This is a genomic window from Bradyrhizobium sp. CCGUVB4N (genome assembly GCF_024199945.1).
GTDB lineage: Bacteria > Pseudomonadota > Alphaproteobacteria > Rhizobiales > Xanthobacteraceae > Bradyrhizobium.
This window is the reverse complement of the sequence record NZ_JANADP010000001.1, coordinates 8315854-8341368: the sequence shown is the minus strand read 5'-3', so window position 1 is coordinate 8341368 and position 25515 is coordinate 8315854. Positions and strand designations below refer to the sequence as shown.

29 protein-coding genes are annotated in these 25515 nt (G+C 65.7%); 17 read left to right on the top strand and 12 right to left on the bottom strand.

The window, feature by feature from the left end:
* Window positions 1-105 precede the first annotated feature (105 nt).
* On the bottom strand, window positions 106-402 hold the full coding sequence (groES, locus tag NLM31_RS38930) for a co-chaperone GroES (RefSeq protein WP_254134456.1): 297 nt from the start codon (window positions 400-402) through the stop codon (window positions 106-108).
* A 318-nt stretch (window positions 403-720) separates the two neighbouring features.
* Here groES and NLM31_RS38925 point away from each other — a divergent pair, with 318 nt between their 5' ends.
* Window positions 721-1242, top strand: a complete 522-nt coding sequence (locus NLM31_RS38925) for a hypothetical protein (protein ID WP_254134455.1) — start codon at window positions 721-723, stop codon at window positions 1240-1242.
* A gap of 292 nt (window positions 1243-1534) precedes the next feature.
* Here the strand turns inward: NLM31_RS38925 and NLM31_RS38920 are convergent, their stop codons facing one another.
* Entirely contained in the window at window positions 1535-2314 is a 780-nt protein-coding gene (locus NLM31_RS38920; protein ID WP_254134454.1) for a protein phosphatase CheZ, read from the bottom strand.
* A gap of 311 nt (window positions 2315-2625) precedes the next feature.
* Here NLM31_RS38920 and NLM31_RS38915 point away from each other — a divergent pair, with 311 nt between their 5' ends.
* Complete coding sequence (locus NLM31_RS38915; protein ID WP_254134453.1) at window positions 2626-3441, top strand: L,D-transpeptidase; 816 nt, start codon at window positions 2626-2628, stop codon at window positions 3439-3441.
* Between the two features lie 115 nt (window positions 3442-3556).
* Window positions 3557-3778, top strand: coding sequence for a hypothetical protein (locus tag NLM31_RS38910; protein WP_254134452.1), 222 nt, complete (start codon window positions 3557-3559; stop codon window positions 3776-3778).
* A gap of 63 nt (window positions 3779-3841) precedes the next feature.
* Here NLM31_RS38910 and NLM31_RS38905 read toward each other — a convergent pair whose 3' ends face one another.
* The 6 genes from NLM31_RS38905 to NLM31_RS38880 form a co-directional block, all read right to left on the bottom strand.
* The gene (locus NLM31_RS38905) at window positions 3842-4687 is read right to left on the bottom strand and encodes a DUF2076 domain-containing protein (RefSeq protein WP_254195669.1); all 846 of its coding nucleotides are present in this window, start codon (window positions 4685-4687) and stop codon (window positions 3842-3844) included.
* A gap of 126 nt (window positions 4688-4813) precedes the next feature.
* A complete protein-coding gene (locus NLM31_RS38900) occupies window positions 4814-5659 on the bottom strand; it encodes a ChbG/HpnK family deacetylase (protein WP_254195668.1) in 846 nt (281 codons plus the stop codon).
* Window positions 5656-6747 (bottom strand): glycosyltransferase family 2 protein, encoded by a 1092-nt coding sequence (locus tag NLM31_RS38895; protein WP_254195667.1) that lies wholly within the window; start codon window positions 6745-6747, stop codon window positions 5656-5658. Before NLM31_RS38895 ends, NLM31_RS38900 begins: the two co-directional genes overlap by 4 nt.
* Before the next feature lie 99 nt (window positions 6748-6846).
* Window positions 6847-7824 carry an ATP phosphoribosyltransferase gene (gene hisG, locus NLM31_RS38890; protein WP_254134448.1) on the bottom strand — a complete coding sequence of 326 codons (978 nt, stop codon included), beginning with the start codon at window positions 7822-7824 and terminating at the stop codon, window positions 6847-6849.
* 3 nt (window positions 7825-7827) lie between these two features.
* A complete protein-coding gene (locus tag NLM31_RS38885) occupies window positions 7828-8979 on the bottom strand; it encodes an ATP phosphoribosyltransferase regulatory subunit (RefSeq protein ID WP_254134447.1) in 1152 nt (383 codons plus the stop codon).
* Window positions 8980-9231: 252 nt separating this feature from the next.
* Window positions 9232-9432, bottom strand: a complete 201-nt coding sequence (locus NLM31_RS38880) for a hypothetical protein (RefSeq protein ID WP_254195666.1) — start codon at window positions 9430-9432, stop codon at window positions 9232-9234.
* A gap of 296 nt (window positions 9433-9728) precedes the next feature.
* On the opposite strand from NLM31_RS38880, the gene NLM31_RS38875 reads away from it, so the two are divergent.
* Complete coding sequence (locus tag NLM31_RS38875) at window positions 9729-10235, top strand: hypothetical protein (RefSeq protein ID WP_254134445.1); 507 nt, start codon at window positions 9729-9731, stop codon at window positions 10233-10235.
* A gap of 73 nt (window positions 10236-10308) precedes the next feature.
* Window positions 10309-11253 (top strand): helix-turn-helix domain-containing protein, encoded by a 945-nt coding sequence (locus tag NLM31_RS38870; RefSeq protein WP_254195665.1) that lies wholly within the window; start codon window positions 10309-10311, stop codon window positions 11251-11253.
* 13 nt (window positions 11254-11266) lie between these two features.
* Here NLM31_RS38870 and NLM31_RS38865 read toward each other — a convergent pair whose 3' ends face one another.
* The gene (locus NLM31_RS38865) at window positions 11267-12022 is read right to left on the bottom strand and encodes a 16S rRNA (uracil(1498)-N(3))-methyltransferase (protein ID WP_254195664.1); all 756 of its coding nucleotides are present in this window, start codon (window positions 12020-12022) and stop codon (window positions 11267-11269) included.
* Window positions 12023-12233: 211 nt separating this feature from the next.
* Here NLM31_RS38865 and NLM31_RS38860 point away from each other — a divergent pair, with 211 nt between their 5' ends.
* Window positions 12234-12896, top strand: a complete 663-nt coding sequence (locus tag NLM31_RS38860) for a hypothetical protein (RefSeq protein ID WP_254195663.1) — start codon at window positions 12234-12236, stop codon at window positions 12894-12896.
* Complete coding sequence (gene ubiA, locus NLM31_RS38855) at window positions 12893-13825, top strand: 4-hydroxybenzoate octaprenyltransferase (protein WP_254195662.1); 933 nt, start codon at window positions 12893-12895, stop codon at window positions 13823-13825. The genes NLM31_RS38860 and ubiA overlap by 4 nt, the downstream gene beginning before the upstream one ends.
* A 112-nt stretch (window positions 13826-13937) precedes the next feature.
* Here ubiA and NLM31_RS38850 read toward each other — a convergent pair whose 3' ends face one another.
* Entirely contained in the window at window positions 13938-14456 is a 519-nt protein-coding gene (locus tag NLM31_RS38850; RefSeq protein WP_254134440.1) for a DUF6101 family protein, read from the bottom strand.
* A 279-nt stretch (window positions 14457-14735) separates the two neighbouring features.
* On the opposite strand from NLM31_RS38850, the gene NLM31_RS38845 reads away from it, so the two are divergent.
* From NLM31_RS38845 to NLM31_RS38810, 8 genes are all read left to right on the top strand, one after another.
* Window positions 14736-16127 carry a TldD/PmbA family protein gene (locus NLM31_RS38845; RefSeq protein ID WP_254195661.1) on the top strand — a complete coding sequence of 464 codons (1392 nt, stop codon included), beginning with the start codon at window positions 14736-14738 and terminating at the stop codon, window positions 16125-16127.
* A complete protein-coding gene (locus NLM31_RS38840) occupies window positions 16114-16923 on the top strand; it encodes a 3'(2'),5'-bisphosphate nucleotidase CysQ (RefSeq protein ID WP_254195660.1) in 810 nt (269 codons plus the stop codon). The genes NLM31_RS38845 and NLM31_RS38840 overlap by 14 nt, the downstream gene beginning before the upstream one ends.
* A gap of 57 nt (window positions 16924-16980) precedes the next feature.
* A complete protein-coding gene (locus NLM31_RS38835) occupies window positions 16981-17226 on the top strand; it encodes a DUF4170 domain-containing protein (protein WP_234685462.1) in 246 nt (81 codons plus the stop codon).
* Window positions 17223-17936 carry a lysophospholipid acyltransferase family protein gene (locus tag NLM31_RS38830; RefSeq protein WP_254195659.1) on the top strand — a complete coding sequence of 238 codons (714 nt, stop codon included), beginning with the start codon at window positions 17223-17225 and terminating at the stop codon, window positions 17934-17936. The genes NLM31_RS38835 and NLM31_RS38830 overlap by 4 nt, the downstream gene beginning before the upstream one ends.
* A complete protein-coding gene (locus tag NLM31_RS38825) occupies window positions 17899-19245 on the top strand; it encodes a 3-deoxy-D-manno-octulosonic acid transferase (RefSeq protein ID WP_254195658.1) in 1347 nt (448 codons plus the stop codon). Before NLM31_RS38830 ends, NLM31_RS38825 begins: the two co-directional genes overlap by 38 nt.
* On the top strand, window positions 19238-20254 hold the full coding sequence (lpxK, locus tag NLM31_RS38820; RefSeq protein ID WP_254195657.1) for a tetraacyldisaccharide 4'-kinase: 1017 nt from the start codon (window positions 19238-19240) through the stop codon (window positions 20252-20254). The genes NLM31_RS38825 and lpxK overlap by 8 nt, the downstream gene beginning before the upstream one ends.
* Before the next feature lie 253 nt (window positions 20255-20507).
* Window positions 20508-21494, top strand: a complete 987-nt coding sequence (locus NLM31_RS38815) for a cysteine synthase A (protein ID WP_254195656.1) — start codon at window positions 20508-20510, stop codon at window positions 21492-21494.
* A gap of 166 nt (window positions 21495-21660) precedes the next feature.
* Window positions 21661-21969: a hypothetical protein gene (locus tag NLM31_RS38810; RefSeq protein WP_254195655.1), complete on the top strand. Its 309-nt coding sequence runs from the start codon at window positions 21661-21663 to the stop codon at window positions 21967-21969.
* Between the two features lie 22 nt (window positions 21970-21991).
* Here the strand turns inward: NLM31_RS38810 and NLM31_RS38805 are convergent, their stop codons facing one another.
* Window positions 21992-22213, bottom strand: a complete 222-nt coding sequence (locus tag NLM31_RS38805) for a DUF2093 domain-containing protein (RefSeq protein WP_254134433.1) — start codon at window positions 22211-22213, stop codon at window positions 21992-21994.
* 182 nt (window positions 22214-22395) lie between these two features.
* Between NLM31_RS38805 and NLM31_RS38800 the strand changes: the two genes are divergently transcribed.
* Together NLM31_RS38800 and NLM31_RS38795 are read left to right on the top strand one after the other, a co-directional pair.
* Window positions 22396-23226 (top strand): dienelactone hydrolase family protein, encoded by an 831-nt coding sequence (locus NLM31_RS38800; protein WP_254195654.1) that lies wholly within the window; start codon window positions 22396-22398, stop codon window positions 23224-23226.
* Window positions 23227-23467: 241 nt separating this feature from the next.
* The gene (locus tag NLM31_RS38795; protein WP_254134431.1) at window positions 23468-23617 is read left to right on the top strand and encodes a hypothetical protein; all 150 of its coding nucleotides are present in this window, start codon (window positions 23468-23470) and stop codon (window positions 23615-23617) included.
* Between the two features lie 222 nt (window positions 23618-23839).
* Here the strand turns inward: NLM31_RS38795 and xseA are convergent, their stop codons facing one another.
* A complete protein-coding gene (gene xseA, locus NLM31_RS38790; RefSeq protein WP_254195653.1) occupies window positions 23840-25474 on the bottom strand; it encodes an exodeoxyribonuclease VII large subunit in 1635 nt (544 codons plus the stop codon).
* Window positions 25475-25515 lie beyond the last annotated feature (41 nt).

Below are 25515 nucleotides of genomic sequence, written 5' to 3'. Positions count from 1 at the left end.
TTCGTGTGTCGTGATGTGTCTTGTTTGAGGCTGTGCGGCGGAATGATGGATGCCCGGACCTCATGATCCGGGCATGGCATTCAGCGGCCGTTCAGGCGTCTGGCCTTAGGCCATCACGCCCATGATGTCCGACTCCTTCATGATCAGGAGATCTTCGTTGTCGATCTTGACCTCGGTGCCCGACCACTTGCCGAACAGCACGCGGTCGCCGACCTTGAGGTCGATCGGGATCAGCTTGCCAGCCTCGTCACGGCCGCCGGGGCCGACGGCGACGACTTCGCCCTGGGACGGCTTTTCCTTGGCGGTGTCGGGGATGATGATGCCGCCCTTGGTCTTTTCCTCGGCGTCGATACGTTTGACCACGACACGGTCATGCAGCGGACGAAATTTGGACTTAGCCATGACGTTTCCCTTTGGAGGCTCGCTTTTCCGAAAGCAGCGGAAGTGGGTGGGGGCGGCGCTCCCGTTCACCCTCAGCCCGAGGAGCGAACGGCGCGCTTAGCAATCGGTCTTTCCGAGTGCTAATAGTGCGCAGGGGATATGGCTTGGCTGCGATCCTGTCAAGCAAAGGTGGTTAAGCGATTGGTGAGGCGGATATAGGATGGTGTTTACGGAAACTCGATTCCGGCGCGGGCGTATATTAGGACGTCATTGCTACGGCTGCGGTTTTGCGCTTGGCTGCGGGAGGGATGCGGCCATGGTCTTGTTCGGGGGAATGCCATGATCAGTTCAGCTCACGCGCGCACGGTTGCCAATCTGGCGGCTGCCTCTTGCCTGGCGTTGCTGCTCGGCGCCTGCGGCGGCGGCATGAGCCTGCCGTCCTTCTCTTCGTCCCAGCCGGCGCCCGAGACCGAGCCCGGCGTCGCGCCGGAAATGCCGGCCTCGATCCGCGCCGACGAGATCGTCGGCCGCTGGGGCCTCGCCTCGTTCCAGAACCCGGCCGACCGCGCCCGCACCGAGGCGGCCGCGCGGGCCCAGTGCAAGAACCCCTACGTGATCGGCGCCGGTTCCTCCGGCGGCGTGATCATGCATCTCGCCGACCAGGCCACGCCGCAGGAACTGCGGCTGAAGGGCTCGCCGGGCGGCAAGAACTATATCGGCCCCTCCGGCCCGACGCCGGGCGAGCAGGACCGCGAGATCGTCTCCTTCGACGGCCGCGTCATGATCACCCGCTTCGTCGACAAGGACGCCGCCACCCGTTACGGCAACATGGTCTACGTCCGCTGCGCGCCGAGGGCGTAAGGATGATCTTTCCCTCTCCCCTCGCGGGAGAGGGTGGTTCGCCGCGCAGCGGCGAGACGGGTGAGGGGTATCTCTCCCCGAGTCCAACTCTCATTTGAGTTTGCGGAGACAGACCCCTCATCCGGCGCCTTAGCCGAAGCTCCGCTTCGGCGTCCTTATGAACGGCGGCCGAAGGCCGCCTATGCCACCTTCTCCCACAAGGGGGGAAGGGAAGGCAGTCTCGCAATGACGGACCCCAAACAAAAAACGCCGGCTCGCGCCGGCGTTTTGTTTGTCTCTGTGTCGCGTTCGCTCAGTCGAACAGCGCGTCGATGTCGTCCTGCGAGGCGTGGCCGACGTCGCCGGCGAGCTTCGGGCCGTTGAGGAGCTTTTCGTCCTCGCTGCGGCTGTCGACCGGGGCCGGCACGTGCGACTTGATCGCGTCGACGCCACCCCAGATGTCCATCATCGCATTGATGTGCTGCTCGATGAACTTCATCGTGGTCATGACCTTGCTGATGCGCTGGCCGGTCAGGTCCTGGAAGTTGCAGGCTTCGAAGATCGAGATGACGCGTTCCTGGATGTCGTCGGCAAGGCGCTTCTGCTGGTCGACCGAGTCGACCTTGCCGAGCGCGGATGCCGCCTGGTCGATCGACTCGGCGGCTTCGAGGATCTGCTGGGTCGCCTGTTCGGTACCGCCGACCACCGCGCCGAGCTCGCCGTTGACCTTGGCCATCTCGCCGCCGTCGAAGCTCTTGCCGTGCAGGGTCGCGATCTCGCGCTTGGTGCGGTCGATGGCGTCATGGATCAGGTCGAGCTCGACCTTGAGCTTCTCGCACTGCTCGATCTGGGCCCGATAGGTCTCGAGCATCGTGCGTGCGTCGGAAAGCTCCTGCGCCGTGGAGGCGTCGATCGCCGCCATGGCAGCGCTGCCGGTCAAGGGCGCCGCGCCCTTCGCCATCTGTGCGCGGATCGCGCGCAGCTCCGCCATAATCTCGCTATGCATCGGGCCTGCCTCTTCTGCTACGTCAAGAATTGGCATCTCGCCACCGGCGATATCCTCGACACGAAAACGCTTGCGGTGAACAGCCATCAGGAACTCCCCCCACCTCACTCACGCGTCTTTGTAGACAGAAGCGATTTAACACGAGGTTCACAGCAGGAACTCTTGTGCGGCCGCGCGCGACGGCATGCAAACGGGCGATTAACCATGGGGCTTCGCCCTTCATCGAAAATAAACGCTGATCGCCGAATTGCCGCGCCGATCGCGACGTGGTGAATCGAAACGCCCGATGCGTTTACCAAACGAAACGGAGTTTGCTCTTTATTGACCACGTCGAGGACGCGGACAGCCATCGCGTTCGGCGGCGAATGCAACTAGACGAAACAGTACAGAGTACGTCGATGTTCAAGAAAATGTCTGTCGCGCTGCTTGGCAGCGCTTGCGCCTTCATTGCCGGCGCCGATCGCGCCAGTGCTTTCGACAATACGGTGCCGAACGATCCGCCCGCGGTGCTCTACCAGCCGCATGTCCCGCCGGCACCGGTGCGCGTCGCCTCCAATGCCAACATGGGCGGAGGCTTCATCGAGTTCCTGTTCGGCGACGGGCCCGGCCGCGGTCCGGCCTATGCGCCGCAGCAGTCGATCTATCAGCAGCAGCCCGCCTACAACGATCCGCGCCGCCTGCCACCGATGGGCGAGCCGCAGATGCAGGGTGGATATCAGCAGGGCGCAAGCTACCAGCAGGAGGCGATCGATCCGCGGCAGCGTCCGTTCGATCCGAAATTCGAGAAACAACTTGTTGACTATAGCGGCAAGGAAAGTGCCGGCACGATCGTGGTCGATTCCAACAACAAGTTTCTCTATCTCGTCGAGGGCAACGGCCGGGCGATGCGCTACGGCATCGGCGTCGGACGCGAGGGCTTCACCTGGAGCGGCGTGAAGTCGATCACCGCCAAGCGCGAATGGCCGGATTGGACGCCGCCGGCGGAAATGCTTGCCCGCCGTCCCGATCTGCCGCGGCACATGGAGGGCGGCCCGGAAAACCCGCTCGGCGCGCGCGCGATGTATCTCGGCTCGACGCTCTACCGCATCCACGGCTCCAACGAGCCCTGGACCATCGGCACCAACGTCTCCTCCGGCTGCATCCGCATGCGCAACGAGGACGTCATCGACCTCTACGGCCGCGTCAATGTCGGCACCAAGGTCGTGGTGATGTGAGGGCCTGCGGCATCAATGATGCCGCAGTTGTGAGCAGTCGTGAAGGAGCGGCGGATTGGTGCGGTCATGCCCTGGTCCTATGTGGTGCGCATAGCTACTCAACAGGAGCAATGCGATGCGTACGATCTTGGCTTTGGGTGTTCTCGTCGCTCTGACCGCCTCGGCCAGTGCGGGGACCGTGCATCATCGGCGCCATGTCGCCCCTGCCGGCCAGACCTTCGCCCCTCAGCTCACGCCGCGCGCGGCTGAGGGCTTTGCCTATGTTCCTCGCCCGGTCCCGTACTCGTCCTCGACGCCGGACGAATACAGCAATCGCTATCCGTACTGGGGTGGCTGACCGCCGCACGAAACAAAACGGCCGCCCATTGGGCGGCCGTTCTGCGTTGCGGATGGGACTTGCTCAGGCGTAATCGCTGCCGCCGTCGTCATTGCCGAAGTCGCTGTCGTCGGCCAGGTCCATATTGCCGCTATCGTTGTTGTCGTAATCCTGATCGTTGCCGTCGCGATCGTTCGACGCCTGGTCAAAGAAGCCTTGGCGCGAATCCTGGCGCGAATCCCGGTTCGATCCGATGTCGTTGAGGCCGGCATCGCGGGCGAGCGAGCTGCCGGACTGGTCGCCGCTCCAGGGATTGCCACCTGTACTGCCACCGCCTCCGCGTTCCTCGATAATCGTGGTGTCGCCGAAAGCCTGGTGCGATCCGCCGCCCATCATGCCGCGGATGCTGGAGAGCAACAGCGAGCCGCCGACCACGCCGGCCGCGGCCGCCGCTGCCGTGCCCAGGAACGAGCCACCGCCACCGCCGACCGGCGGGGCGCCGTAGCCTTGGCCGTAACTCTGACCCTGTCCGTAGGCCTGACCATAAGGCGGCTGGCCGTAGCCCGGCTGGGCCTGCTGCATCGCCTGGCCGCTGTTCCAGACCGGCCGGGAGTCACGCGGCGGCACGTTCGGAACCGAGCCGCGCGACGGGCTCGAGCCGAACAGCGTGTCGCGCATGGTGTCGAGGAAGCCGCCGGACTGGGGCTGCTCGGGCGCATGGGCCGCTTCCAGCTCCTGGATGCGGTTATGCGCGCGCTTCAGCGCTTCGTCCTGCAACAGCGTGGTCTGCACCAGCGCATAGACTGCGCCCGGCGCCTTGCGTAGGCCGTCCGAAATCGCGCCGATCGCGTCGGGATCGCGCGGTGCATTTTCCAGTTTCGAAAGCCGGTCGAAAAGCTCGTCGACGAGCTGGCGTTCCTGCGGCGTCATGGTCTGTCTCCCTCGCGCGAAACAAGCGCAAGCGGGATGTAGGGTTCCGTTGTGGCCCCAACAGTGGCGGCCGGATTAAATTTCCGTATGCGACAGACTGCCTCGCGACCCCGGCCTTGGCCGGTTTCATCCCAATGTCACGTGGCTGGCCGCCAGCAGCTGCGCGAAGGCGTCGCTGGCGAGATAGGCATGCTCGCGTTCCCTGACATCCGTCATCGGGTCGAGGCCGGTGAGGACCTCGTCGACGAAGCCGGGATGGCACATCACGAGACCGCCCTCGGGGAGACCGTCCAGGAACTGCCGCATCAATTCGCCGAAATCGGCCGCGCGCGTGAAATCATAGGCGCCGGCAAAGGCGGGATTGAACGCAAGACCGGCGCGGCCGGCCTGGCGGCGGAATTGCGCGCTGAGGACATCGAGCACCATTGCCTTCGGCGAAGCCAGCCGCTGCGCCAGCGGCAGGTCGCGTCCGCCCTGGCGCACCCACGCCTGTGGTACCGCCTCGCTGACGGCATCGATGAAGCCGTCGCGCACCTGCGGAAATAGCTGCACATGCTGGTGGCCGTCGACGAAGTCGGGTGCGCGGCCGAACGCTTCCGCGAAAGCGGCGAGTTGCGCTTTCACCTCGTTGCGGAAGAATTCGCGGTCGAGCCGTCGCAGAAATCCGGCGCGCAGCAGTTTTGGAAAGGCCATGAACATGTCGCCGTCGAGCGGACGGAAGTGCATGGTGAGGGGGCGGAACGGCGCCGACAGCGTCACGTGCAATCCGATCGCGCAGCGCGGGCTGGTCTTCGCCGCAGCCTGGAGCGCATCGACCTCGCCACGCTCGATCGCGGGGCCCACCATCATCACCGAGGTCGCGTTGAGGCGGCCGCGCTCGATCAGGGCGCGGATGGCGCGATTGACACCCGGGCTGATGCCGTAATCGTCGGCGCAGAGCCAGATCGGTCGCGGCGCTGCCGCCGCGCTCATTCGGCTGCGGTCCTGCTGGATGCGTCCTGGCTTGAAGCGTCTTGGCTTGAAGCGTCCTGGCTTGAGGCGTCCTGGGCCTTGTCGGCCTCGAAATGCTTTTCGCTATGCTCGGCGACGAAGTAGATCGGACGCGCCTTCAGCTCCGAGAGGATCTTGCCGATATATTCGCCGACGATGCCGATCATGATGAGCTGCACGCCGCCGATCGTCATCAGGCCGATCACCAGCGAGGGATAGCCGGGCACCTGCTTGCCGGTGGTCCACACCTCCCAGAGGATCGAGAGGCCGAACAGGAAGGCGCCGCCGGCGAGGATCACGCCGAGCAGGCTGGCGAAGCGCAGCGGCGCGACCGAGAACGAGGTCACGCCTTCGATCGACAGGCCCAGCAGGCGCGCGGCGCTGAAGGTCGTCACGCCATGGACACGCGGCGCGGGCTCGTAGTCGACGCGGATCTGGCGGAAGCCGATCCAGCTTGCGAGACCCTTGAAGAAGCGGTTGCGCTCCGGCAGCTGCCGCAGTGCCGCGACCGCGCGCGGCGACAGCAGGCGGAAGTCGCCGGCGTCCTCCGGGATCTTCTGGCGTGCGCCCCAATTGATCAGCGCGTAGAAGCCGCGCCCGGCGACGCGGCGCAGGAAGGGCTCGTTATCGCGATGCGCCTTGGCGGTATAGACGACGTCATAGCCGTCCTCGATCCAGTGCCGCACCAGCTGCTCGACCAGTGCCGGCGGGTGCTGGCCGTCGCCATCCATGAACATCACGGCGCCAAGCCGGGCATGGTCGAGGCCGGCCATCAGCGCCGCCTCCTTGCCGAAATTGCGCGACAGCGAGACCACCTGGACATCGATCGTGTCGGCCGGCAGCGAACGCGCGATCGACAGCGTCGCATCCGCGCTGCCGTCGTCGACGTAAACGACCTCGCAGGCGAGGCGGTAGCGTTGCCGCAAGGTCTTGGCGATATCGCAGATGCGCTGGTGCAGGACGGCGAGGCCAGCCGCCTCGTTATAGACGGGGACGACAATCGACAGCCCCTTCGCGGCGGCACTCGCTGCGGTGGTGGTCAGGGCGGAAACGTCAGAGCCCAGCATCATCGATCAAGGTTCCAGAGGCGTCGAAATCATCTCAACAGCATATGATAGCTGCCGCTTGCTGTCGCTACGCTGAACGGAGCTGCCCGACAAACTTTGGGCTCACCGCCGCAGGAACGCTTCGAGCTTGGCAAACAGCGGGTTCTCCCGGTCGAACACGTAGTCGAGCGAGACCACCGAGACGGTCTCGGCGCCATGTTCGCGCAGGAAGCTCGCGAGCGCGTAAAGCTGCCCGGGTGGGCAGTGCAGCGTGAGCATGCCCGACGAGGTCGGCCCGCCGAACGGAGCCTCGACGCCGAAGCGGCTGTGGGCCTCGGTGAGCAGGGTGGCGTCGCATTGCCGGAAGCGGGTCCGGACCTCGCGGTATTTGTTGGCCCGGGCCCGGGCCGCGATGTGGTCGAGGATGACGCGGGCGGTCTCGCGGGCCTGCGGCGACCAGTCGGCCTCCTTCGAGGCGACCAGATTGGCCTGGCTGCGCAGGATCACGCCGTCGTCGAGCACCCGCAGGCCATTGGCGGCAAGCGTCGCACCGGTCGTGGTGATGTCGACGATCAGCTCGGCGCTGCCGGCCGCCGGCGCGCCCTCGGTTGCGCCTGCGCTCTCGACGATGCGGTAGTCGGTGATGCCGTGGCTCTGGAAGAAGCTGCGGGTGAGGTTGACGAACTTGGTCGCGACCCGCATCCGCATGTGATGCTGCTCGCGGAAGCCGGTGGTGACGTCGTCGAGATCCGCCATGGTGCGGACGTCGATCCAGGCCTGCGGCACCGCGACCACGACGTCGGCATAGCCGAAGCCGAGCCCGTCGATCAGCGACACGTGCTTGTCGGCGTCGGCGATATTCTCGCGCACCAGGTCTTCGCCGGTAACACCGAGATGCGCGAAGCCGCGGGCGAGCTGTGATGCGATCTCGCTGGCCGAGAGATAGGCGACCTCGACATTGTCCAGGCCCGCAAGCGTGCCGCGATAGTCGCGGGCGCCGCCGGCCTTCGACAGCTTCAGCCCGGCACGGGCGAAGAAGGCCTCGGTGTTTTCCTGCAGGCGACCCTTGGAGGGAACGGCCAGAACGAATGGCGCGCTCATGACTTAAGCTCCCACCTTGCGGCCGATCCTGGTCAGCGCGTCCACCCAGACCGAGAAGCCGACGGCCGGAATCGGCGCCGGCGATCCGAGCTGGGTCATCAGTCCATCGTAGCGGCCACCGGCAACCAGCGGCTCGGCGCCGTTGCCTGTGTGGTGCAGTTCGAATTCGAAGCCGGTGTAGTAGTCGAGGCCACGCCCGAACGCGGTCGAGAAGCGTGTGGTCTTCACGTCGATACCGCGCGCCGCCATGAAGCCGATCCGGCTCTCGAACTGGTCGATGGCGCCGGCAAGGTCGAGCTTTGCATCGGCGGTCAGCGCGCGCAGCTCGGCAATGGCATCGTCGGGATTGCCCGAGATCGACAGGAAGCGCTTCAGCACGGTGATCGCCTCGCGCGGCAGCGCGCCACCCTTCAGCGTCGACTGCTCGAGGAAGCGGTCTGCGATCTCGGCCGTGGTGCGGCCACCGACATTGGTGGTGCCGGCGATCGACATCAGATCGGTGACGAAGGCCAGCGCCGCTTTGCGGTCGGACCCCGCGAGCGCAGCCAGCACGCCCTCATATTCGCTGCGCGTGGTTGCGGTCGTGCGGGCCAGCCCTTCGAGATCCTGCTCCAGGCTGATCTTGCGATGGAAGTCCTTGACCAGGCGGCGGCGCCAGACCGGATAGAGGTCGAGCGCGTCGAGCAATGCGTTGAACAGCGCCACGTCGCCGGTGCGGATCTCGACGTCGCGCACGCCGAAAGCGGCGGTCGCCTCCAGCGCCAGCGCCAGCGTCTCGGCATCCGCGGCCGCACGATCCTGGCGGCCGAACGACTCGATCCCGGCCTGGAGGAACTCGCTGGCCTGTCCGCTGCGGTAGCGGAACACGGGGCCCAGATAGCTGAACCCCGCCGGCTGGCCGGCACGGCTGGAGGCGAGATAGTCGCGCGCCACGGGGATCGTCAGGTCGGGGCGCAGGCAGAGCTCTTCGCCGGACAGGTCCGTCGTCAGGTAGAGGCTTTTCCGGATGTCCTCGCCGGACAGGTCGAGGAACGGTTCGGCCGGTTGCAGGATGGCCGGCTCGGCCCTGACGTAGCCGGCCTGCGCAAACGACAACAGCAGCGTATCCGCCCAGGCGGCGGAGCCGGCAGCATTTGAGGTGGCAGTCGCGGTCATAACAGGGGTCCATCGTCCCGGCGGAACCGGGAGGCCAAAGGGTGCCAACGGGGAGGCACAGGAATTTGCGCAGCCCTTAGCATGGCCGGAAAGCGGTTTCGACCTCCAAAGGATCAATCGCTTAACGACTTCGGAGCCGTCCGGACGATCCCGCCTGGATTTGCCGCCTTGCCCGCTATAGGTATCTAAATACCTAATTCCCGATTTCCGGGTTGGCGGCGGCGGCCGGTGCGCCGCGACGCTGTTTCGCGCTCATTCAACCCGGTCAGTGGCGTCTCCGTACCCGTCCGGCTTCGATACGTCGGCCGGGGCCAGTGCTGCGGTGTCGGATGCGGCGTCGTCGGCGAGCTGCTCCGCCAGATTGAGAATTCTCTGCCGCTTGCGCGCGTCCGTGATGCTGAGAAACGCTTTGATCAGGCGTAATTCCTGGCGTCGCTCGCCTTCGTCGTCCATGGCCACTCGTTCCTGCGCGACGGCCGGCTGAATCGCGCCGGCGTCATCGACATCGTTGGATGCAGTGCATCAAGGTCGCGGCGACGATCGTGGACCCGACGATCGTGTCGATGGTCAGCCGTGATGCCGATCGCGAAAATCGTCCGACGCACGCGCCCCATGAACCTGCAGCGTCATTGTGAGTCACAATGAGAGATTGAGCACACTTGGCAAGTTGTCACATACTCAATTTGGGTATGCGGGACGATACGCTCGTTGCTGCCTTCGTTTACAAGATGAATATTGGTTTCCGATTCATGCGCAATGCTTCTGATATCATCCGGACGGTCTCGCGACATACGCTGGCCTATATGCTGTTCTCGATCAGCGAGATGTTCCGGAACTACGACGAATTCGATCCGATGGACCTTTTGATCGTTCACGCGATTCTCAATGCGAACGTTATCAATGTGATGAACGATCCGTCGCTGGACGAGAAGTTCTCCAGCATTCACACTGTCGAACCGGATACGATCAAGCAGGGCGTGTCCCGCGCGGCACTCTCTCGCTTCCTCAGCCTGCCGCTGGAGACGGTTCGCCGTCGTGTGTCGGGATTGAAGAGGCGGAAGATTCTCGCCGAGACCAAAGCCGGGCTGATCGTGACCGAGCAGAACGCATTCAAGTTTGGCAACAATCACGAGCTACAGAAGACCAACATGCTGCTGCTGACGAAACTGCTCCGCGATCTCAAGCGCGCCGGCATCAACGGACCGGACGATCTGAGTGGCGCCAAGGTCGTCGCGGCGACGAAGAAGGCGAGGTAGGCGGCAGGACATGGATCAAAGCCGTCTCAACATTGCTCGCGACGGAGCTCAAAAAGGCTCTGCGGAGTGCTTGTTGTCGTTCCAGGGTCTCAAGCCGTCATCGGCGCTCGAGCTCCAGTCGTATGACATCGATCATTTCGGCGACAGTGAGAGATATGCCGGTGCGTCCAGCATGCCGTTGTCTGCCGGGTCGACCGCGATCATGCGCGCGCGGCTCAGTCTGCCGACGCTGAGCCTGTCGCTGGTGAAGACCTTCCCGCGGATCATTCGCGGTTATCAGCTGGCGCATGCTGCCGCCGTGGTGGTGCCGATGGATCATGTGGCCTCGACCCGCATCAATGGGCAGGCAATCGGCAGTTCGATCGTCATTCTGAAGGGCGCGTCCGATTGCCTGGTGTATGAGCCGGTCGGACGTCTGATCGGTGTCGTCTACTTCACGCCGCCCGCGAACGAGCTCTGGTCTCGGCTGGATGGCTATCATTTGCTGAGCCCGACACCGGAGGTCCTCGCCTCCCTGCGGTGCCTGATCTCCACGACGCTCGAAACCGCCGCCAATGATCCGGACTTCCTGAGCCAGCCGACGTCGCGAGCGGCTGTCGAACAATCCCTGCTCGGCGCGATCGACGGTGCGGTCCGGACCAGCGTCGACAGCAGGTCCGTGCACGCCACGACGGAGAGCTATCTGCGGATCGTCGCCGACATGGAGAAATTGATCCGGCACGACCTGACGGTCTGGCTCAAGACGACCGAAATGGCCGAGCGGGTCGGCGTGTCGGTTCGGACCCTCCAGAGTGCGACGCAGGCCATCTGCGGCATGAGCCCGCACCGCTATAGCCGGGTCCTGCGTCTCTGGTCGGTGCGCCTGCAGCTGCGGACCGGACCGGGACGGCGCAGCGTGAAGGCCTGCGCCATTGCCCATGGGTTCTGGCATTTGAGCGAGTTCGCGGCGAGTTACAGGGCGGCGTTCGGCGAGTTGCCGTCCGAGACCCTGCATCGATCCGTGCGGGAGCACAGCTAGCGGAGATCGCGACCTAGTCGCGCGCGCCGCCCCAATCACCCAGCACCGCCTGCACCAGCGCCAGCGCCGCCACTGCGGCCGTGTCGGCCCGCAGGATCCGCGGGCCGAGCGCCAGCCGCAGGATATTGGGCTGGCGCAGCAGCAGGGACCGCTCTTCTTCGGCGAAGCCGCCCTCGGGACCAATCAGGATGTCGATACCGTGCCCGGATGCGCGCGCCTGCTGCAGGCCCTGGATGGGATTCGCGACCTCGGCTGCCTCGTCGCAGAACACCAGCAGGCGGTCGGCGGGGCGCTGGCTGAGGTAGCGCTCGAGCGGCGCGGGTTCGGCCACGGTGGCGAGGCTCAGGATGCCGCATTGCTCGGCCGCCTCGATGACATTGGCGCGCATCCGCTCGATGTTGACGCGGGAGGCCTGGGTGAACCGGGTCTGGACCGGCTGCAGGATGGCGGCGCCCATCTCCACGGCCTTCTGGACCGTGTAATCGAGCCGGGCATGCTTGAGCGGGGCGAAGACGTAAGCGAGGTCGGGCAGCCGATCCTGGGGGCGGACCTGCTGGAGGATGACGAGGTTGTCGGGCCGCTTGCGGCCTTCGATCGCGGCCTGCCATTCGCCGTCGCGGCCGTTGAACGCCAGAACCTCGGCCCCGGCGGCAAGCCGCAGCACATTACCCAGGTAGTTGCTCTGGTCACGGTCGAGCGGAACCCTGGCATCCTGGGCCAGGGTGGGCTCGACGAACAGGCGGGGGGCGCGAAAATCGTGGGAGGGCATTGATCAAAAGTCCAATTTGCCCCCGTTCTTAACCGAAAGCAGCCGTTTCAGGGGTAAATATTGCCGAATCGGTGCGTCGGCGCGCCGCGCTCCTGCCCTATTCGACGGGTTGTTAAGCGGCGGCGGGAATCGTAAAATTGCGAACACGCTGGTTGCGCTTCAATTGGGAAGGCGCCGAGCCCCGTAAGCTCCTGCCGGAGAGACTATCTTGATGATCCGTCGTTTGATGGTTCCGATCGCTGCCGCCATGCTCGTCATGGGGACTGCTGGCGCCTATGCCCAGGGATTCCCGGCGCCGCTGCCGGGCCAGTCCGCGCCCGATTCCGCGTTTCCGCCCGTGAACGGTTCGGCACCGGTCGCCTCCGTCGGCACTGCGCCGCAAGCATCCTTTCCCACGAACGGTGCCGCCCCCATCGGTGGTGCCGGCGGCGCTTTCAGCGCGGCGCCGCCGACGCAGGGCGGTCCCGGCGAGGACTGCATGAAGGCGTTCATGCCGCTCCGCGAAGAGGCCGAGAAGCGCGGCAAGCTGATCCAGGCCGCGAGCAACCGTCATGCTCCGCCGGACGAAGCCTGCAAGCTGATCCGCAGTTTCAGCCAGGCTGAGACCAAGATGATGAAATACATCGAGGTTCACGCCGCCAAATGCGGAATCCCGCCGAACGTCGGCGAGCAGATGAAGGCCGGGCACAAGAACACCGAGGCCATGGCGACGAAGGTCTGCAACGTCGCGCAGCAGATGGCGAACCAGCCGCGCGGTCCGGCCGGTCCGTCGCTGAGTGAGGTGGTGGGTTCGGGCTCGGCGCCGGAAGCCAATGCCGGCAAGAAGGGCGGCAGCACTTTCGATACGCTCAACGGCAACGTCCTCACCCGATGAGCGACACATCCGCCCGCGTTGCCGATTCCACCGGCAACTGGGTCGATACGCTCGCGCCGGAATGGGCGCGGCCGTATCTGCGATTGTCGCGCTACGATCGTCCGATCGGCTCCTGGCTTCTCTTGATGCCATGCTGGTGGTCGGCAGCGCTCGCCGCCGGCATGGCGCATGATGTCCGCCGCCTGCCGCTCACCGTCGTCCTGTTCTTGATCGGCGCCTTCGTGATGCGCGGGGCAGGCTGCGCCTGGAACGACATCACTGACCGCGACCTCGACGCCAAGGTCGAGCGCACCCGCTCGCGGCCGCTGCCGTCGGGGCGCATCACCGTGAAGCAGGCGCTGGCCTTTCTGGTCGCGCAGGCGCTGGTCGGCCTCGTTGTGCTGCTGCAGTTCAACCGTTTTGCGGTCGCGACCGGCATCGCCTCGCTCGTGGTCGTCGCGATCTATCCCTTCATGAAGCGTGTCACCTGGTGGCCGCAGGTCTTCCTTGGGCTCGCCTTCTCATGGGGCGCGCTGATGGGCTTTGCCGTCACCTTCGGACGCATCGACGTCACCGCGCTGGTGCTCTATGCCGGGTCGATCGCCTGGGTGATCGGCTATGACACCATCTATGCGCATCAGGACGCCGAGGACGATGCGCTGATCGGCATCAAGTCCACCGCGCGCCTGTTCGGCGCACATACACACCAGGCGCTGATCCTGTTCTACGGGCTGTCGGTGATGCTGATCGGTGTCGCGTTGGCGTCTGGCGATGCGCGCTGGCCGGCCTGGCTCGGGCTTGCCGCCTTCGCCGTGCATCTGGCGTCGCAGATCATGCGGCTCCGGATCGACGACCCGGACTTGTGCAAGCGTCTGTTCTACTCGAACAAATATGCGGGCTTGTTGCTGTTTGCGGGACTGCTGGCCGACGCGGTGATGCGGGCCGCGTAGCTCCCGTAGGGTGGGCAAAGGCGCACTCGCGCCGTGCCCACGATCTCTCAATGATTGATAGAAGAGGTGGGCACGCTTTTCGCTTTGCCCACCCGACGGCCGTGCCCGTCGCTTAGTTCCTTGCGATGATCTCGCGTTCTGCGCGATGGATCGGCAGCTCGCGCGTCATGGCGGTGCGACGGCGCATCAGGAATTTCGGACGGCGGTCGCGGATCGCGTTGCGGCGGCGGCGACGCGGTGCGGGCTTGCTGGCACCTTCGTTGAGCTGCGGCAGCGCGAAGATCTCGCTCCAGATCGCCCAGGCCTCGGCGAGATCGTCGCCATCGGCGCTGACCAGCAGCGGAACGGAGAGTGAGGGATCGCGATGCACCAGGACGAGGGTCTGTGCCTCGTCATTGCCGCGCAGTGCGACGCCGGTGAAGTCGCTGACGCGCACGTTGATGGCCATCTGCATGCCGCGGACGGCACGGCGCAGCACGACACGCTCGCGATGAAGCTCGATTTGCCTGGTGTAGCCGTCGGCGCGCGGATCATGCGCATCGAAACGGACCGGAAGGGAAAGAGGGTCGAGCCGCAGATTGCGGCTCGACCCTGCGGGAGCGGCCCCGCTTATTGCTGTTTGACGCCTCACGGCTTTCGTTCTCCCCGCCAGGATTATGTTCCCGGTCGATGCGAGGACCTTAGCGCGGGGCTTTCCGAAACCGCTTAAAAAGGCTGGTTAATCCAGCGTCACCGCCCGCCATGATTGACAAGACCTTGGCGCGGATGATTGACGAGACGTTGCGCGGAAGCCGCGAATCTGAGCCTTTTGCGGGCTGATAATGCTTGAAGTCCGCACCATTTGGGCACATCTGGTGTTCAGGGCCTAAGATCGCCCCGAAACCTCCCGCGCCCCAACAGGATTTCGTTTGTGAACCCTTCACCAAGCTCGACGCTTTCGCCTAAAGCCAATCGCGACCTGTTTGATCAGTCCGCGCTGTCAGAACTCGCTCAGCGTCTGGTCGAGGCGGCGAAGCGCGCCGGCGCCGATGCGGCCGATGCGGTCGCGGTGCGCGGCATCTCGCAAGGCGTCGAGGTGCGGGACGGCCGCGTCGAGGAATCCGAGCGGTCCGAGGGTGACGATGTCGGCCTGCGCGTGCTGGTCGGCCAGCGCCAGGCCGTGGTCTCCACCAATGACGCGAGCGGCGATGCCGTGACCAAGCTTGCCGAGCGCGCGGTCGCGATGGCCAGGGTTGCTCCGTCAGACAAATATGTCGGCCTCGCCGATCCCGCGCTGCTCGCGCGCGATTTCCCCGATCTCGATCTGCTCGATCCCGATGTGCCTGCGACCGCCGAGCTCGAGCGCCGCGCGCTCGAAGCCGAAGCTGCGGCGCTTGCCGTCAAGGGCGTGTCGAAATCCGGCGGTGCCTCGGCCTCCGCCGGCATGGGCGGCATGGTGCTCGTCACCTCGACCGGCTTCCACGGTTCATACCTGCGCTCGAGCCAGGGCATCTCGGCGACCGCGATCGTCGGCGAAGGCACCAGCATGGAGCGCGATTACGACTTCACCTCGGCGCCGCACGGTGCCGATCTGCTGTCGCCCGAAGTGGTCGGCCGCTCCGCCGGCGAGCGCACCGTGGCACGCTACAATCCGCGCAAGGTCGAGACCTGCAAGGTGCCGGTCGTGTTCGACCCGCGCGTCGCGGGCTCGCTGGTCGGCCATGTCGTCAGCGCCATCAACGGCGCCTCGATCGCGCGCAAGACCAGCTTCCTCAAGGACAAGCTCGGGCAGCAGCTGTTTGCCAAGAACATCCGCATCATCGATGATCCCCTGCGCAAGCGCGGCCTGCGCTCGCAGACCTTCGACGCCGAGGGCGTCGCGGTGAAGAAGACCGCGTTGATCGACGAGGGCGTGCTGACGACCTGGCTGCTCGATTGCGCCACCGCGCGCGAGCTCGGCCTCACCACCACCGGCCACGCCCATCGTGGCGTCTCGTCCTCGCCGTCGCCGGGGCCGTACAATCTGCATCTCGAACCGGGCACACCGACCCCGGCCGAGCTGATCGCCGACATCAAGCAGGGCTTCTACGTCACCGACCTGATCGGCTCCGGCGTCAACGGTGTCACCGGCGATTACAGCCGCGGCGCCTCCGGTTTCTGGATCGAGAACGGCGAGCTCACCTATCCCGTGAGCGAGGTGACGATCGCGGGCCATCTGTTCGAGATCTTCAAGTCGATGCAGCCGGCCAACAATCTCGAGTTCCGCTACGGCATCAATGCGCCGACGGTGCGCATCGAAGGACTGACGCTTGGCGGACGCTGACAGTCTCGACGCAAACGTTCTGACGCACGATGCGGCGCTCCTGAAAGATGCGGTGCGAGACGCGGGTGCGCTCGCGCAGTCGATGTTCCGCACCGAGCTGAAGAAATGGACCAAGGGCGCGTCCTCGCCGGTCTCGGAAGCCGACATCGCCGTCAACGATTTGCTCGAAGCGCGCCTGCGCGGCGCCACGCCGGACTATGGCTGGCTGTCGGAGGAGAGCGCCGACGATGCCACGCGGCTGTCGCGGCGGCTGACCTGGGTGGTCGATCCCATCGACGGCACCCGCAATTATCTCAACGGCCATGACGAATGGTGCGTCAGCGTCGCGCTGGTCGAGGAGGCCTCGCCGGTGCTGGCCGCCGTGTTCGCGCCTGTCAGCAACGAGTTCTTCTTCGCCGTCCGCGGCCAGGGCACGATCCTCAATGGCAAGCCGGTCCGGGCGACAGGCGGGACCGCGCTCGACTTCGCCCGGGTCGCCGGCCCGAAGCCGATGGTCGAGCGACTCACGACAGGCGGCGACATCAAGCTGCATCCGCGAATCGGTTCGCTGGCACTCCGGCTCTGCCGGGTCGCCAACGGCAGCCTGGATGCGGCTTTTGCGGGGGGCAACAGCCATGATTGGGACCTTGCGGCGGCCGATTTGATCGTGCAGGAAGCGGATGGTAGGATGAGCGACCTCTCCGGAGATCCCATCCTCTATAATCGTCGGGAAGTGACGCACGGGGTGCTGGTGGCAGCGGGACGCGATCGTCATGCGAGCATTGTCGCGCATTTTCGAAACCGTCCCCTGGCCTGAGCGCGTCCGTTTTGCTTTTCGAACACTGCTTTGCCGGGCAGCCCGTTAGGAGAACCCATGTCTGATAGTGCCCCGCAACAACTGCTCCATCTCGTCATTGGCGGTGAGCTGCTCGATCTCGAGCACAACACTTTCAAGAACCTCGACGACGTCGAGATCGTCGGCCTTTATCCGAACTACGCGGCCGCCCACGTCGCCTGGCGCGCCAAGGCGCAGAGCACGGTCGACAACGCGCAGATGCGCTACTTCATCGTTCATCTCCACCGGTTGCTCGACCCGAATCAAGAAACGAAGGCGCGTTGAAAAAACTGCTTCGCAATACGCTGCGAAGCAGCTGGTTTCAGCGTGCCGTCGGGGTCCTGGCGGCCGAATATCTGCGTCTGGTCTGGCGGACCAACAAGTTCACGTTCGATCCGCCCGATGTCTATGACATCGTCGAGCCGCAGATTCCGGCGATCTTCGCGTTCTGGCATGGCCAGCATTTCCTCACCCCGTTCATCAAGACCAAGGAGTCCTACCGGGCCAAGGTCCTGATCTCCCGGCATCGCGACGGCGAGTTCAATGCGATCGCGGTCGAGCGGCTCGGCATCGGCCTCATCCGCGGTTCCGGGGATCATGGCGGCGCTTTCCACCGGAAAGGCGGCGTCGGCGCCTTCAGGGAAATGGTGTACACGCTCCAGGACGGTTGTAATGTCGCGCTGACCGCCGATGTCCCCAAGCGCTCGCGCGTGGCCGGCCTCGGCATCATCATGCTGGCACGGGAATCGGGGCGGCCGATCATGCCTTTCGCAATGGCGACCAGCCGCTTCATCCGGCTCAAGAACTGGGACCGCACCACCATCAACCTGCCGTTCGGGCGGGGCGCCCTGGTCGGTATCAAGGAGATCCACGTGCCGCCGGATGCCGATGCCGCCACCATGGAAGCGCTGCGGCAGGAGCTGGAAGACACGCTGAACGAAGCGACCCGCCGCGCCTATGCGCAACTCGGCCGCCCGGGACCTGCAGATGGCTAATTCGCTGCCTTATGCCCTGCCGATGACGCTGCGGATGTATCGGCGCCTGGCGACCAGCCTGGTGCCGCTCGCGCCTGCGCTGATCAAGCGGCGGCTGAAGCAGGGCAAGGAAGATCCCGCGCGCGTCGGCGAGCGGCGCGGGCTCAGCCGGGATGTGCGCCCGCACGGCCCGCTGGTCTGGATCCACGGCGCCAGCGTCGGCGAGGTGCTGGCCGCAGCGGCGCTGATCGAACGCCTGCGCGACCTCAATCTGCGCATCCTGCTCACCTCCGGCACGGTCACCTCGGCTGCCGTGGTGGCAAAACGTTTTCCGCCCGACGTCATCCATCAATACGTGCCGTATGATTCCCCGCGCTACGTGGCGCGCTTCCTCGATCATTGGAAGCCGTCGCTGGCGCTGTTCATCGAATCCGACCTGTGGCCGAACCTGATTCTGGCGGGCGCCGCGCGCCGGGTGCCGATGGTGCTGATCAACGGGCGGATGTCGCCGCGCTCCTTCCCGCGCTGGCGGCGGATGCATGGCACCATCTCGGCGCTGCTGTCACGCTTCGACATCTGCCTGGCGCAGTCGAAGACCGACGCCGAACGTTTCTCCGCGCTCGGCAGCCGCGACGTCGTCACCACGGGCAATCTCAAGCTCGACGTGCCGGCACCGCCGGCCGATCCGGCAAAACTCGAACGGCTGATGGCGATGACGCGCGGGCGTCCGATCATCGTCGCGGCCTCGACCCATCCGGGCGAGGACGAGATGCTGGTCGCCGCGCATCGCGGCCTCGTCGGCATCTTCCCGCAGCTCCTGACCGTGATCGTGCCGCGGCATCCCGATCGCGGCTCGTCGATCTCGGGCATGGTCACGGCGTCCGGCCTGAAGCCGGCACTGCGCTCGCGCGACGAGCCGCCGGCGGCGACCACCGATGTCTATATCGCCGACACCATGGGCGAGCTCGGCCTGTTCTACCGCCTGTCGCCCATCGTGTTCATGGGCGGATCGCTGATCCGCCATGGCGGCCAGAATCCGATCGAGGCGATCAAGTTAGGGGCGGCCATCGTCCATGGTCCGAACGTCTTCAATTTCGCCGACGTCTATGCGGCACTCGATCAAAGCGGCGGGGCACGCCAGGCCGACACGCAGGAGGCGCTGGTCAAGCAGCTCGGCCTGTTGCTGGCCGAGCCGACCGTGCGCGACAAGATGCATCGCGCGGGCGCTGGCGTGGTCGAGGAGCTCGGCGGCGCGCTCGATCGCACCATGACGGCACTCGAGCCGTATCTGATGCAGTTGCGGATCGAGATGGGAGCCGCCAATGCGTGAGCCGGCCTTCTGGTACCGGCCGCGTTCCCCGAAGTCGCATCTGCTGAGCCCATTGGGCGCGCTCTATGGCGCCATCACCGCGCGCCGCATGGCGCGCAAGGGATTTGACGCCGGCATCCCCGTGCTCTGCGTCGGCAACTACCATGTCGGCGGCGCCGGCAAGACGCCGACGGTGCTGGCGTTGACCAAGCTCTTGCGCGAGCTCGGTGAGACACCGGTGGTGCTCAGCCGCGGCTATGGCGGACGCCTGCACGGCCCGGTGATGGTCGATCGCGAACGTCATACTGCCGCCGATATCGGCGACGAGCCGCTGATGATGGTGCGCGACGTGCCCGTCGCCGTCGCGCGCGACCGCCTCGACGGGGTCGCGCTGGCGAAGTCGCAGGGCGCCACCGTGATCCTGATGGACGACGGCTTCCAGAACCCGCTGCTGTTGAAGGACGCCTCGCTGATCGTGATCGACAGCGAGCGCGGCCTCGGCAACGGCAAGGTGTTTCCCGCAGGTCCGTTGCGCGCGCCGCTGAGGGCGCAGCTCTCGCGTACCGATGCGCTGGTCGTGATCGGCGACGGCCATGCCGCTGACGGCGTTGCCGCAGAGATTGCCGCGCGCGGAAAACCGGTGCTGCGCGCACGGTTGAAACCGGATGCGGCCGCGGTCGCACAGCTCTTCGGCAAGCAGGTGTTTGCGTTTGCCGGCATCGGCGATCCCGAACGCTTTTTCCGCACGTTGCGCGCTTGCGGTATCGAGGTCGCGCGCACGCGTCCCTTCGCCGATCACCACATGTTTTCGCAAGACGAGCTCGCCGCACTCGCCGCCGACGCAAAGCGCGAGCAGCTCATCCTGGTGACGACGGAAAAGGATGTTTCACGCCTGCACGGCACCGAGGGCGTGCCGGCCGGCGTCGTGCCGTTCGCGGTCAAGCTCGAGTTCGACGATCCAGCCAAGCTCAAGCAGCTGATCAGCGACCATCTCTACAAGGCCCGCGAGCGCCGCTTCAGCAGGCGTTGATCCAGCCTCACGCCGCGATCTCGTCGGGTGGGCAAAGGCGCTCTTGCGCCGTGCCCACGATCTGTTCGCGTCCGGAGGCAGGTGGTGGGCACGCTTCCGCTTTGCCCACCCTACGGCAGCGCTGACTTGGCTTGAGAACAGAGTTGCCGATCAGGAACGTCGGGCACCCAAAACCTTTCGCACATCGTCCGAACTAGAGAACCGAATTGCCCGCCGGCCCGCCTAAGCTTGCAAAAACACCAGGGGGCAGGCGATGAACAACGTCCGGACAGGTTTCCTCGACTCCATCGGCAACACGCCATTGATCCGGCTGCGTGGCCCGTCGGAGGCCACGGGCTGCGAGATCTACGGCAAGGCCGAGTTTCTCAACCCCGGCGGTTCGATCAAGGATCGCGCGGCGCTCGCCATGATCGATGACGCCGAACGGCGCGGCAAGCTCAAGCCCGGCGGCGTCATCGTCGAAGGCACCGCCGGCAATGTCGGCATCGGCATCGCGCTGGTGGCGAATGCGCGCGGCTATCGCAGCGTGATCGTGATGCCCGACACGCAGAGCCAGGAGAAGAAGGACATGCTGCGGCTGTGCGGCGCCGATCTGCGCCTGGTGCCCGCCGTGCCCTCTTCCCATCCCGGTCATTACGCGCGCTATTCCGGGCAGCTCGCCGAGGAGCTCGGCGCCTTCTGGGCCAACCAGTTCGACAACGTCGCCAATCGCGAGGGCCATTATCGCACGACCGGTCCGGAGATCTGGGCGCAGACCGACGGAAAAATCGACGGCTTCACCTGTGCGGTCGGCAGCGGCGGCACGCTCGGCGGGATCGCGCGGGCGCTCAAGGAGAGAAATCCCGCCGTCACCATCGCGCTCAGCGATCCCATGGGCGCCGCGCTCTACAACTGGTTCACCAGGGGCGAGCTGACGAGCGAAGGCGACTCCGTCATGGAAGGCATCGGGCAAATCCGTGTGACCCGGAATCTGGAAGGCACGCCGATCGACACGGCCTATCAGATCACGGACGCGGAAGCCTTGCCCGTCCTGTTCGACCTGATCGAACACGAAGGACTGGTGCTGGGCGGCTCGAGCGCGATCAACGTCGTCGGCGCCATGCGGCTCGCACGCGACCTTGGTCCAGGCAAGACCATCGTGACCATCCTGGCGGACGGCGGACAGCGCTATCAATCAAAACTGTTCAACCCGGAATTTCTGCGCGGGAAGGGGCTGCCTGTACCACGGTGGCTGCAATAGCTGATCCCGTAGGGTGGCAAAGGCGCTCTTGCGCCGTGCCCACGATCTGTCGCGTCCGGAGACAGGTGGTGGGCATGCTTGCGCTTTGCCCACCCTACGGCAGCCCGCCATTCAGGCGGCGTTCATCGCAATCCTCTATCGATCTCTTACGATCTCGGAGACTGCGATGAAACTGCCTCTCGCGGCGCTGGCCGCCAGCCTTGCGTGTCTGATTGTTGCGCCGGTGTTTGCACAAACGACGCCGGCGCCTGCTGCTCCGACCGCCACGGTGCCGGTTCCCGCGACCAAGCGCGTGACGTGTCTCGCCACCACGCAAAATCTCAAGGGGCAGGACAAGCGCGACCAGATGCAGCTCTGCATGGCGCAGGCGCGGGTCGATTGCCTGAAGCAGGCGATCGATCAGAAAATCGTCGGCGAGGCGCGAAGGAGTGCGATCAAGACTTGCGTAGGCTCGGATGGTCCCGAGCAGCAATAGCCGCGCGCGCGAAGCCTCGAGATCACGGCTTCGGCGCGTTGGGAAAATGCCGCTGCAGCACGGCGGCCGGCGTGGCGTAGGCTTCCTGCAGATCCACGCTCCAGTATTTCAGTTCGTCGAGCGGGATGCGCGTGTCGGTGATGGCGCAGCGCACGAAGGTGCCCGGCGAGATCACGCGGAAATCGCCGTCGAGATATTGCACTTGCGCTTCGCCATGGCCCGAGGGGCCGAACTTGTTCAGCACGGTCGAAAGTCTCCGTGGGAGGCCGCCCCGTTGAAGAAGATGGGGGGCACGATGTGTTGGACTGGATGTAGCATAGATAGGGCGGCTTGTCCGCCCGTTAAACCCACCGGTTTGTGATGTTTTGCCGCCGTTTACGCATGATAGTGCTTGAGGCCGTGCGGCACCTCCTGCGACAGTCACCGATGCGCTTTCCACTGACCGCCCTGTTCCCAATGTTTCTGATGTCGGTCGCGCATGCTGCACCGGCACCCGCGCCTGCGCAGGTCGAGATTCCGCTGTCGTCCGGCGTCCTGCATGCGCAGCTGTTCAAGCCCGAGGGCGAGGGGCCGTTTCCGACCGTGATCGCGCTGCACGGCTGCGGCGGTCTCGGCAGCCATTCCGATTCCGTGCAGCCGCGCTATCGCGACTGGGCCGAGCGCCTGCTCAAGGCCGGCAACGCGGTGCTGCTGCCCGACAGCTACGGCTCGCGCGAGCTCGGCCCGCAATGCCGCGTCAAGGAGATGCACGTCAAGGCGCGGCGCGAGCGCGTCACCGATATCGCGGCCTCGCGCGCCTGGCTGATGAAACAGAATTGGGTGGCGCGCGACCGTGTCAGCCTGATGGGCTGGGCCAACGGCGCCAGCGCGCTGCTCTGGGCGGTGCGTCCGCAGAGCGTGGCGCGTGATGCGGGACCGGATTTCCGCGCCGCGATCGCGTTCTATCCGGATTGCCGGATCTCCGCCGGTCTCGGCTGGAGCACGCGGGTGCCGACGCTGGTGCTGATCGGCGCCAATGACGACGTCTCGTCGCCGCCGGCCTGCCGCCAGATGGTGGATGGCGCCCACGGCCGCAGCGCACTCGCGCGCATCGTGGTCTATCCCGGCGCCTATCACGATTTCGACCGCGCCAACACGCCGCTGCACGCGGCCGCCAGCAGCACCGATGCCGCCGTGCCCGAGCACGGCCATCTCGGCACCGATTCCGAAGCGCGCGCGGAGTCGCAGAAGGAAGTCGCGGAGTGGTTGGCGCGATAGCGAATAGGAGCGGGCCTGCCCCGCCGTAGCTCGGCAGAGCGGCTTGTCGCGCCGAAGCTCGGCAGAGCGAAGGCGGGAGGCGGGGCCGCCCGAGGAACAAGGTGAGGCAGACAGCCCCGCATCGACCACCGCCCTGCACGGATCGAAATGGCCGACCGTGAATCTACGGTTGGCGCATCACCCGGTTTCAGCGGACGTCGGTGCCTTAGTTCGACCATGATGTCGGCTAAACGCATCTTTCATGCGCAATCGCCTCGCCATCTTCTCATCCGCACTGGTCGTCTTCACCGTCGTGATCTTCCTGTTCGAAGCCCACGCCGGCGCGCCACAACCGACGCCGGAACATTGCGGCTTCTGGACCACGATCGACGCGGGATTGTCCTGCCGTTGAGGTGTTGAGAGCGCAGTGGTGCCGTATCGCACACTGTGCTCCCTCCCCCCTTGCGGGGGAGGGCGGGGGAGAGGGGTAGCCCAGGAAAAGGTCTATCCGTTCTCGCGGATGCGATCGCTTAGTTGAGAGAGTGTGCCGTGTGGTACCCCTCTCCCTAGCCCTCCCCCGCAAGGGGGGAGGGAACGCAGCGGTACTTGCGGCCGCACTGCGTTCCATCACACCTCAAAACAAACTGCCCTGATCCACCGGCTTGCGCTTCGGCGCGGGCTTTGCGTCCTGCGTCGCCGCCTTCGGTTGCGCCGGTGCGCGCTTCGACGTCGGCGCCGGCCGATCCGCATCCGCCGTCGCATTCACGCGTCCGTCCGCGAACTCGATCGCGATCCGCGCGTTCGGCCCGACGCTATCTGCCGAATGCAGGGGATGCCCGGCCTCGTCGCGCACCAGCGCGAAGCCACGGGCGAGCACGCCGCGATAGGACAGCGCGGAGAGCAGCTTGCCGCTGTTCTCGACGCGGGCATCCAGCCGCTGCAGCAAGGTGACCAGCGCGCGGTTGGCGCGCTCGGCGAGGCGATGGGTGCGTTCGCGCTGGCGGGCAATCGCATTGCGCTGGGCCTGCGCGTTGGAGAGTTTTGACGCGCGCAGCCGCACTTCAAGTCCAGCAAAACGGTCGCGCCTTTGCCGCAGCAGCGAGCGCGTGGACAGGCCGAGCCGTTCGCCGCACACGGTGAGACGGTGCCCGGCCTGCGCGATCTGGCCGTGCAGCACCCGCAGCGTCAGCTTCGAGCTCGCGGCGGTAAACCTGCGGAAATGCGCGTGCGTGTTGGCCTTCAATCCGCGGGGCAGGGCGCTGCCCGCCGAATCCAGCCGCTGCCGCGGGATTGCCAGCAGATCGCCGGCAGCAGGCAGCGCGCGCGCAGCGGCGCGCAATTCGCTGCGGCGGCTCTCGTTCGCACGCTGCCAATAGGCGCGCGTGCGCCGAGCCAGATCGGCGACCTCGACGAACAATTCGCTGCGCACCGGCACCGCCATTTCGGCGGCCGCCGTCGGCGTCGGCGCGCGCTTGTCGGCGACGAAATCGATCAGCGTGATATCGGTCTCGTGGCCGACCGCGGAGATCAGCGGGATCATGCTCTCGGCCGCCGCGCGGACCACGATCTCCTCGTTGAACGACCAGAGATCCTCCAGCGAGCCGCCGCCGCGTGCGACGATCAGCACGTCGGGCCGCGGAATCTTGCCGCCCTCGGCGAGAGCGTTGAAGCCGCGGATCGCGGCTGCGACCTGCTCGGCCGAGCCTTCGCCCTGCACCTTCACCGGCCACACCAGCACGTGGCGCGGAAAGCGGTCCTCGAGCCGATGCAGGATGTCGCGGATCACGGCGCCGGTCGGCGAGGTCACCACGCCGATCACCTCCGGCAGCCAGGGCAACAGCTGCTTGCGCGCTTCGTCGAACAGGCCTTCGGCGGCGAGCTTCTTCTTGCGCTCCTCCATCAGCGCCATCAGCGCGCCGATGCCGGCCGGCTCCAGCGCCTCGATGACGATCTGGTACTTCGAGGAGCCCGGATAGGTCGTGAGCTTGCCGGTGGCGATGACCTCGAGCCCTTCCTGGGGCTTGAAGCGCATGCGGCCGTGCACGCCCTTCCAGATCACCGCCTCGATCTTGGCGCTCTCGTCCTTGAGCGCGAAATAGCAATGGCCGGAGGAGTGGGCGCCGCGGAACCCGGAGATCTCGCCGCGGACCCGGACATGGCCATAGGTGTCCTCGACCGTCCGCTTCAGGGACTGCGAGAGCTCGGAGACGGTGAATTCGGGCGCGTTGTTCAGTTGTTCCGCAGGCGGCATCGGCAAACGATTCGGCATTTTGGGGTCAGACCCGACGTTAAGGATTTTCGCAGCGCGGC

Bases quoted from the DNA above. Each gene is read 5' to 3' on its own strand.
- groES (WP_254134456.1), bottom strand. From the start codon at position 402: ATGGCTAAGTCCAAATTTCGTCCGCTGCATGACCGTGTCGTGGTCAAA.
- NLM31_RS38925 (WP_254134455.1), top strand. From the start codon at position 721: ATGATCAGTTCAGCTCACGCGCGCACGGTTGCCAATCTGGCGGCTGCC.
- NLM31_RS38920 (WP_254134454.1), bottom strand. From the start codon at position 2,314: ATGGCTGTTCACCGCAAGCGTTTTCGTGTCGAGGATATCGCCGGTGGC.
- NLM31_RS38915 (WP_254134453.1), top strand. From the start codon at position 2,626: ATGTTCAAGAAAATGTCTGTCGCGCTGCTTGGCAGCGCTTGCGCCTTC.
- NLM31_RS38910 (WP_254134452.1), top strand. From the start codon at position 3,557: ATGCGTACGATCTTGGCTTTGGGTGTTCTCGTCGCTCTGACCGCCTCG.
- NLM31_RS38905 (WP_254195669.1), bottom strand. From the start codon at position 4,687: ATGACGCCGCAGGAACGCCAGCTCGTCGACGAGCTTTTCGACCGGCTT.
- NLM31_RS38900 (WP_254195668.1), bottom strand. From the start codon at position 5,659: ATGAGCGCGGCGGCAGCGCCGCGACCGATCTGGCTCTGCGCCGACGAT.
- NLM31_RS38895 (WP_254195667.1), bottom strand. From the start codon at position 6,747: ATGATGCTGGGCTCTGACGTTTCCGCCCTGACCACCACCGCAGCGAGT.
- hisG (WP_254134448.1), bottom strand. From the start codon at position 7,824: ATGAGCGCGCCATTCGTTCTGGCCGTTCCCTCCAAGGGTCGCCTGCAG.
- NLM31_RS38885 (WP_254134447.1), bottom strand. From the start codon at position 8,979: ATGACCGCGACTGCCACCTCAAATGCTGCCGGCTCCGCCGCCTGGGCG.
- NLM31_RS38880 (WP_254195666.1), bottom strand. From the start codon at position 9,432: ATGGACGACGAAGGCGAGCGACGCCAGGAATTACGCCTGATCAAAGCG.
- NLM31_RS38875 (WP_254134445.1), top strand. From the start codon at position 9,729: ATGCGCAATGCTTCTGATATCATCCGGACGGTCTCGCGACATACGCTG.
- NLM31_RS38865 (WP_254195664.1), bottom strand. From the start codon at position 12,022: ATGCCCTCCCACGATTTTCGCGCCCCCCGCCTGTTCGTCGAGCCCACC.
- NLM31_RS38860 (WP_254195663.1), top strand. From the start codon at position 12,234: ATGATCCGTCGTTTGATGGTTCCGATCGCTGCCGCCATGCTCGTCATG.
- ubiA (WP_254195662.1), top strand. From the start codon at position 12,893: ATGAGCGACACATCCGCCCGCGTTGCCGATTCCACCGGCAACTGGGTC.
- NLM31_RS38835 (WP_234685462.1), top strand. From the start codon at position 16,981: ATGTCTGATAGTGCCCCGCAACAACTGCTCCATCTCGTCATTGGCGGT.
- NLM31_RS38825 (WP_254195658.1), top strand. From the start codon at position 17,899: ATGCGCAACTCGGCCGCCCGGGACCTGCAGATGGCTAATTCGCTGCCT.
- lpxK (WP_254195657.1), top strand. From the start codon at position 19,238: ATGCGTGAGCCGGCCTTCTGGTACCGGCCGCGTTCCCCGAAGTCGCAT.
- NLM31_RS38815 (WP_254195656.1), top strand. From the start codon at position 20,508: ATGAACAACGTCCGGACAGGTTTCCTCGACTCCATCGGCAACACGCCA.
- NLM31_RS38810 (WP_254195655.1), top strand. From the start codon at position 21,661: ATGAAACTGCCTCTCGCGGCGCTGGCCGCCAGCCTTGCGTGTCTGATT.
- NLM31_RS38800 (WP_254195654.1), top strand. From the start codon at position 22,396: ATGCGCTTTCCACTGACCGCCCTGTTCCCAATGTTTCTGATGTCGGTC.
- NLM31_RS38795 (WP_254134431.1), top strand. From the start codon at position 23,468: ATGCGCAATCGCCTCGCCATCTTCTCATCCGCACTGGTCGTCTTCACC.
- xseA (WP_254195653.1), bottom strand. From the start codon at position 25,474: ATGCCGAATCGTTTGCCGATGCCGCCTGCGGAACAACTGAACAACGCG.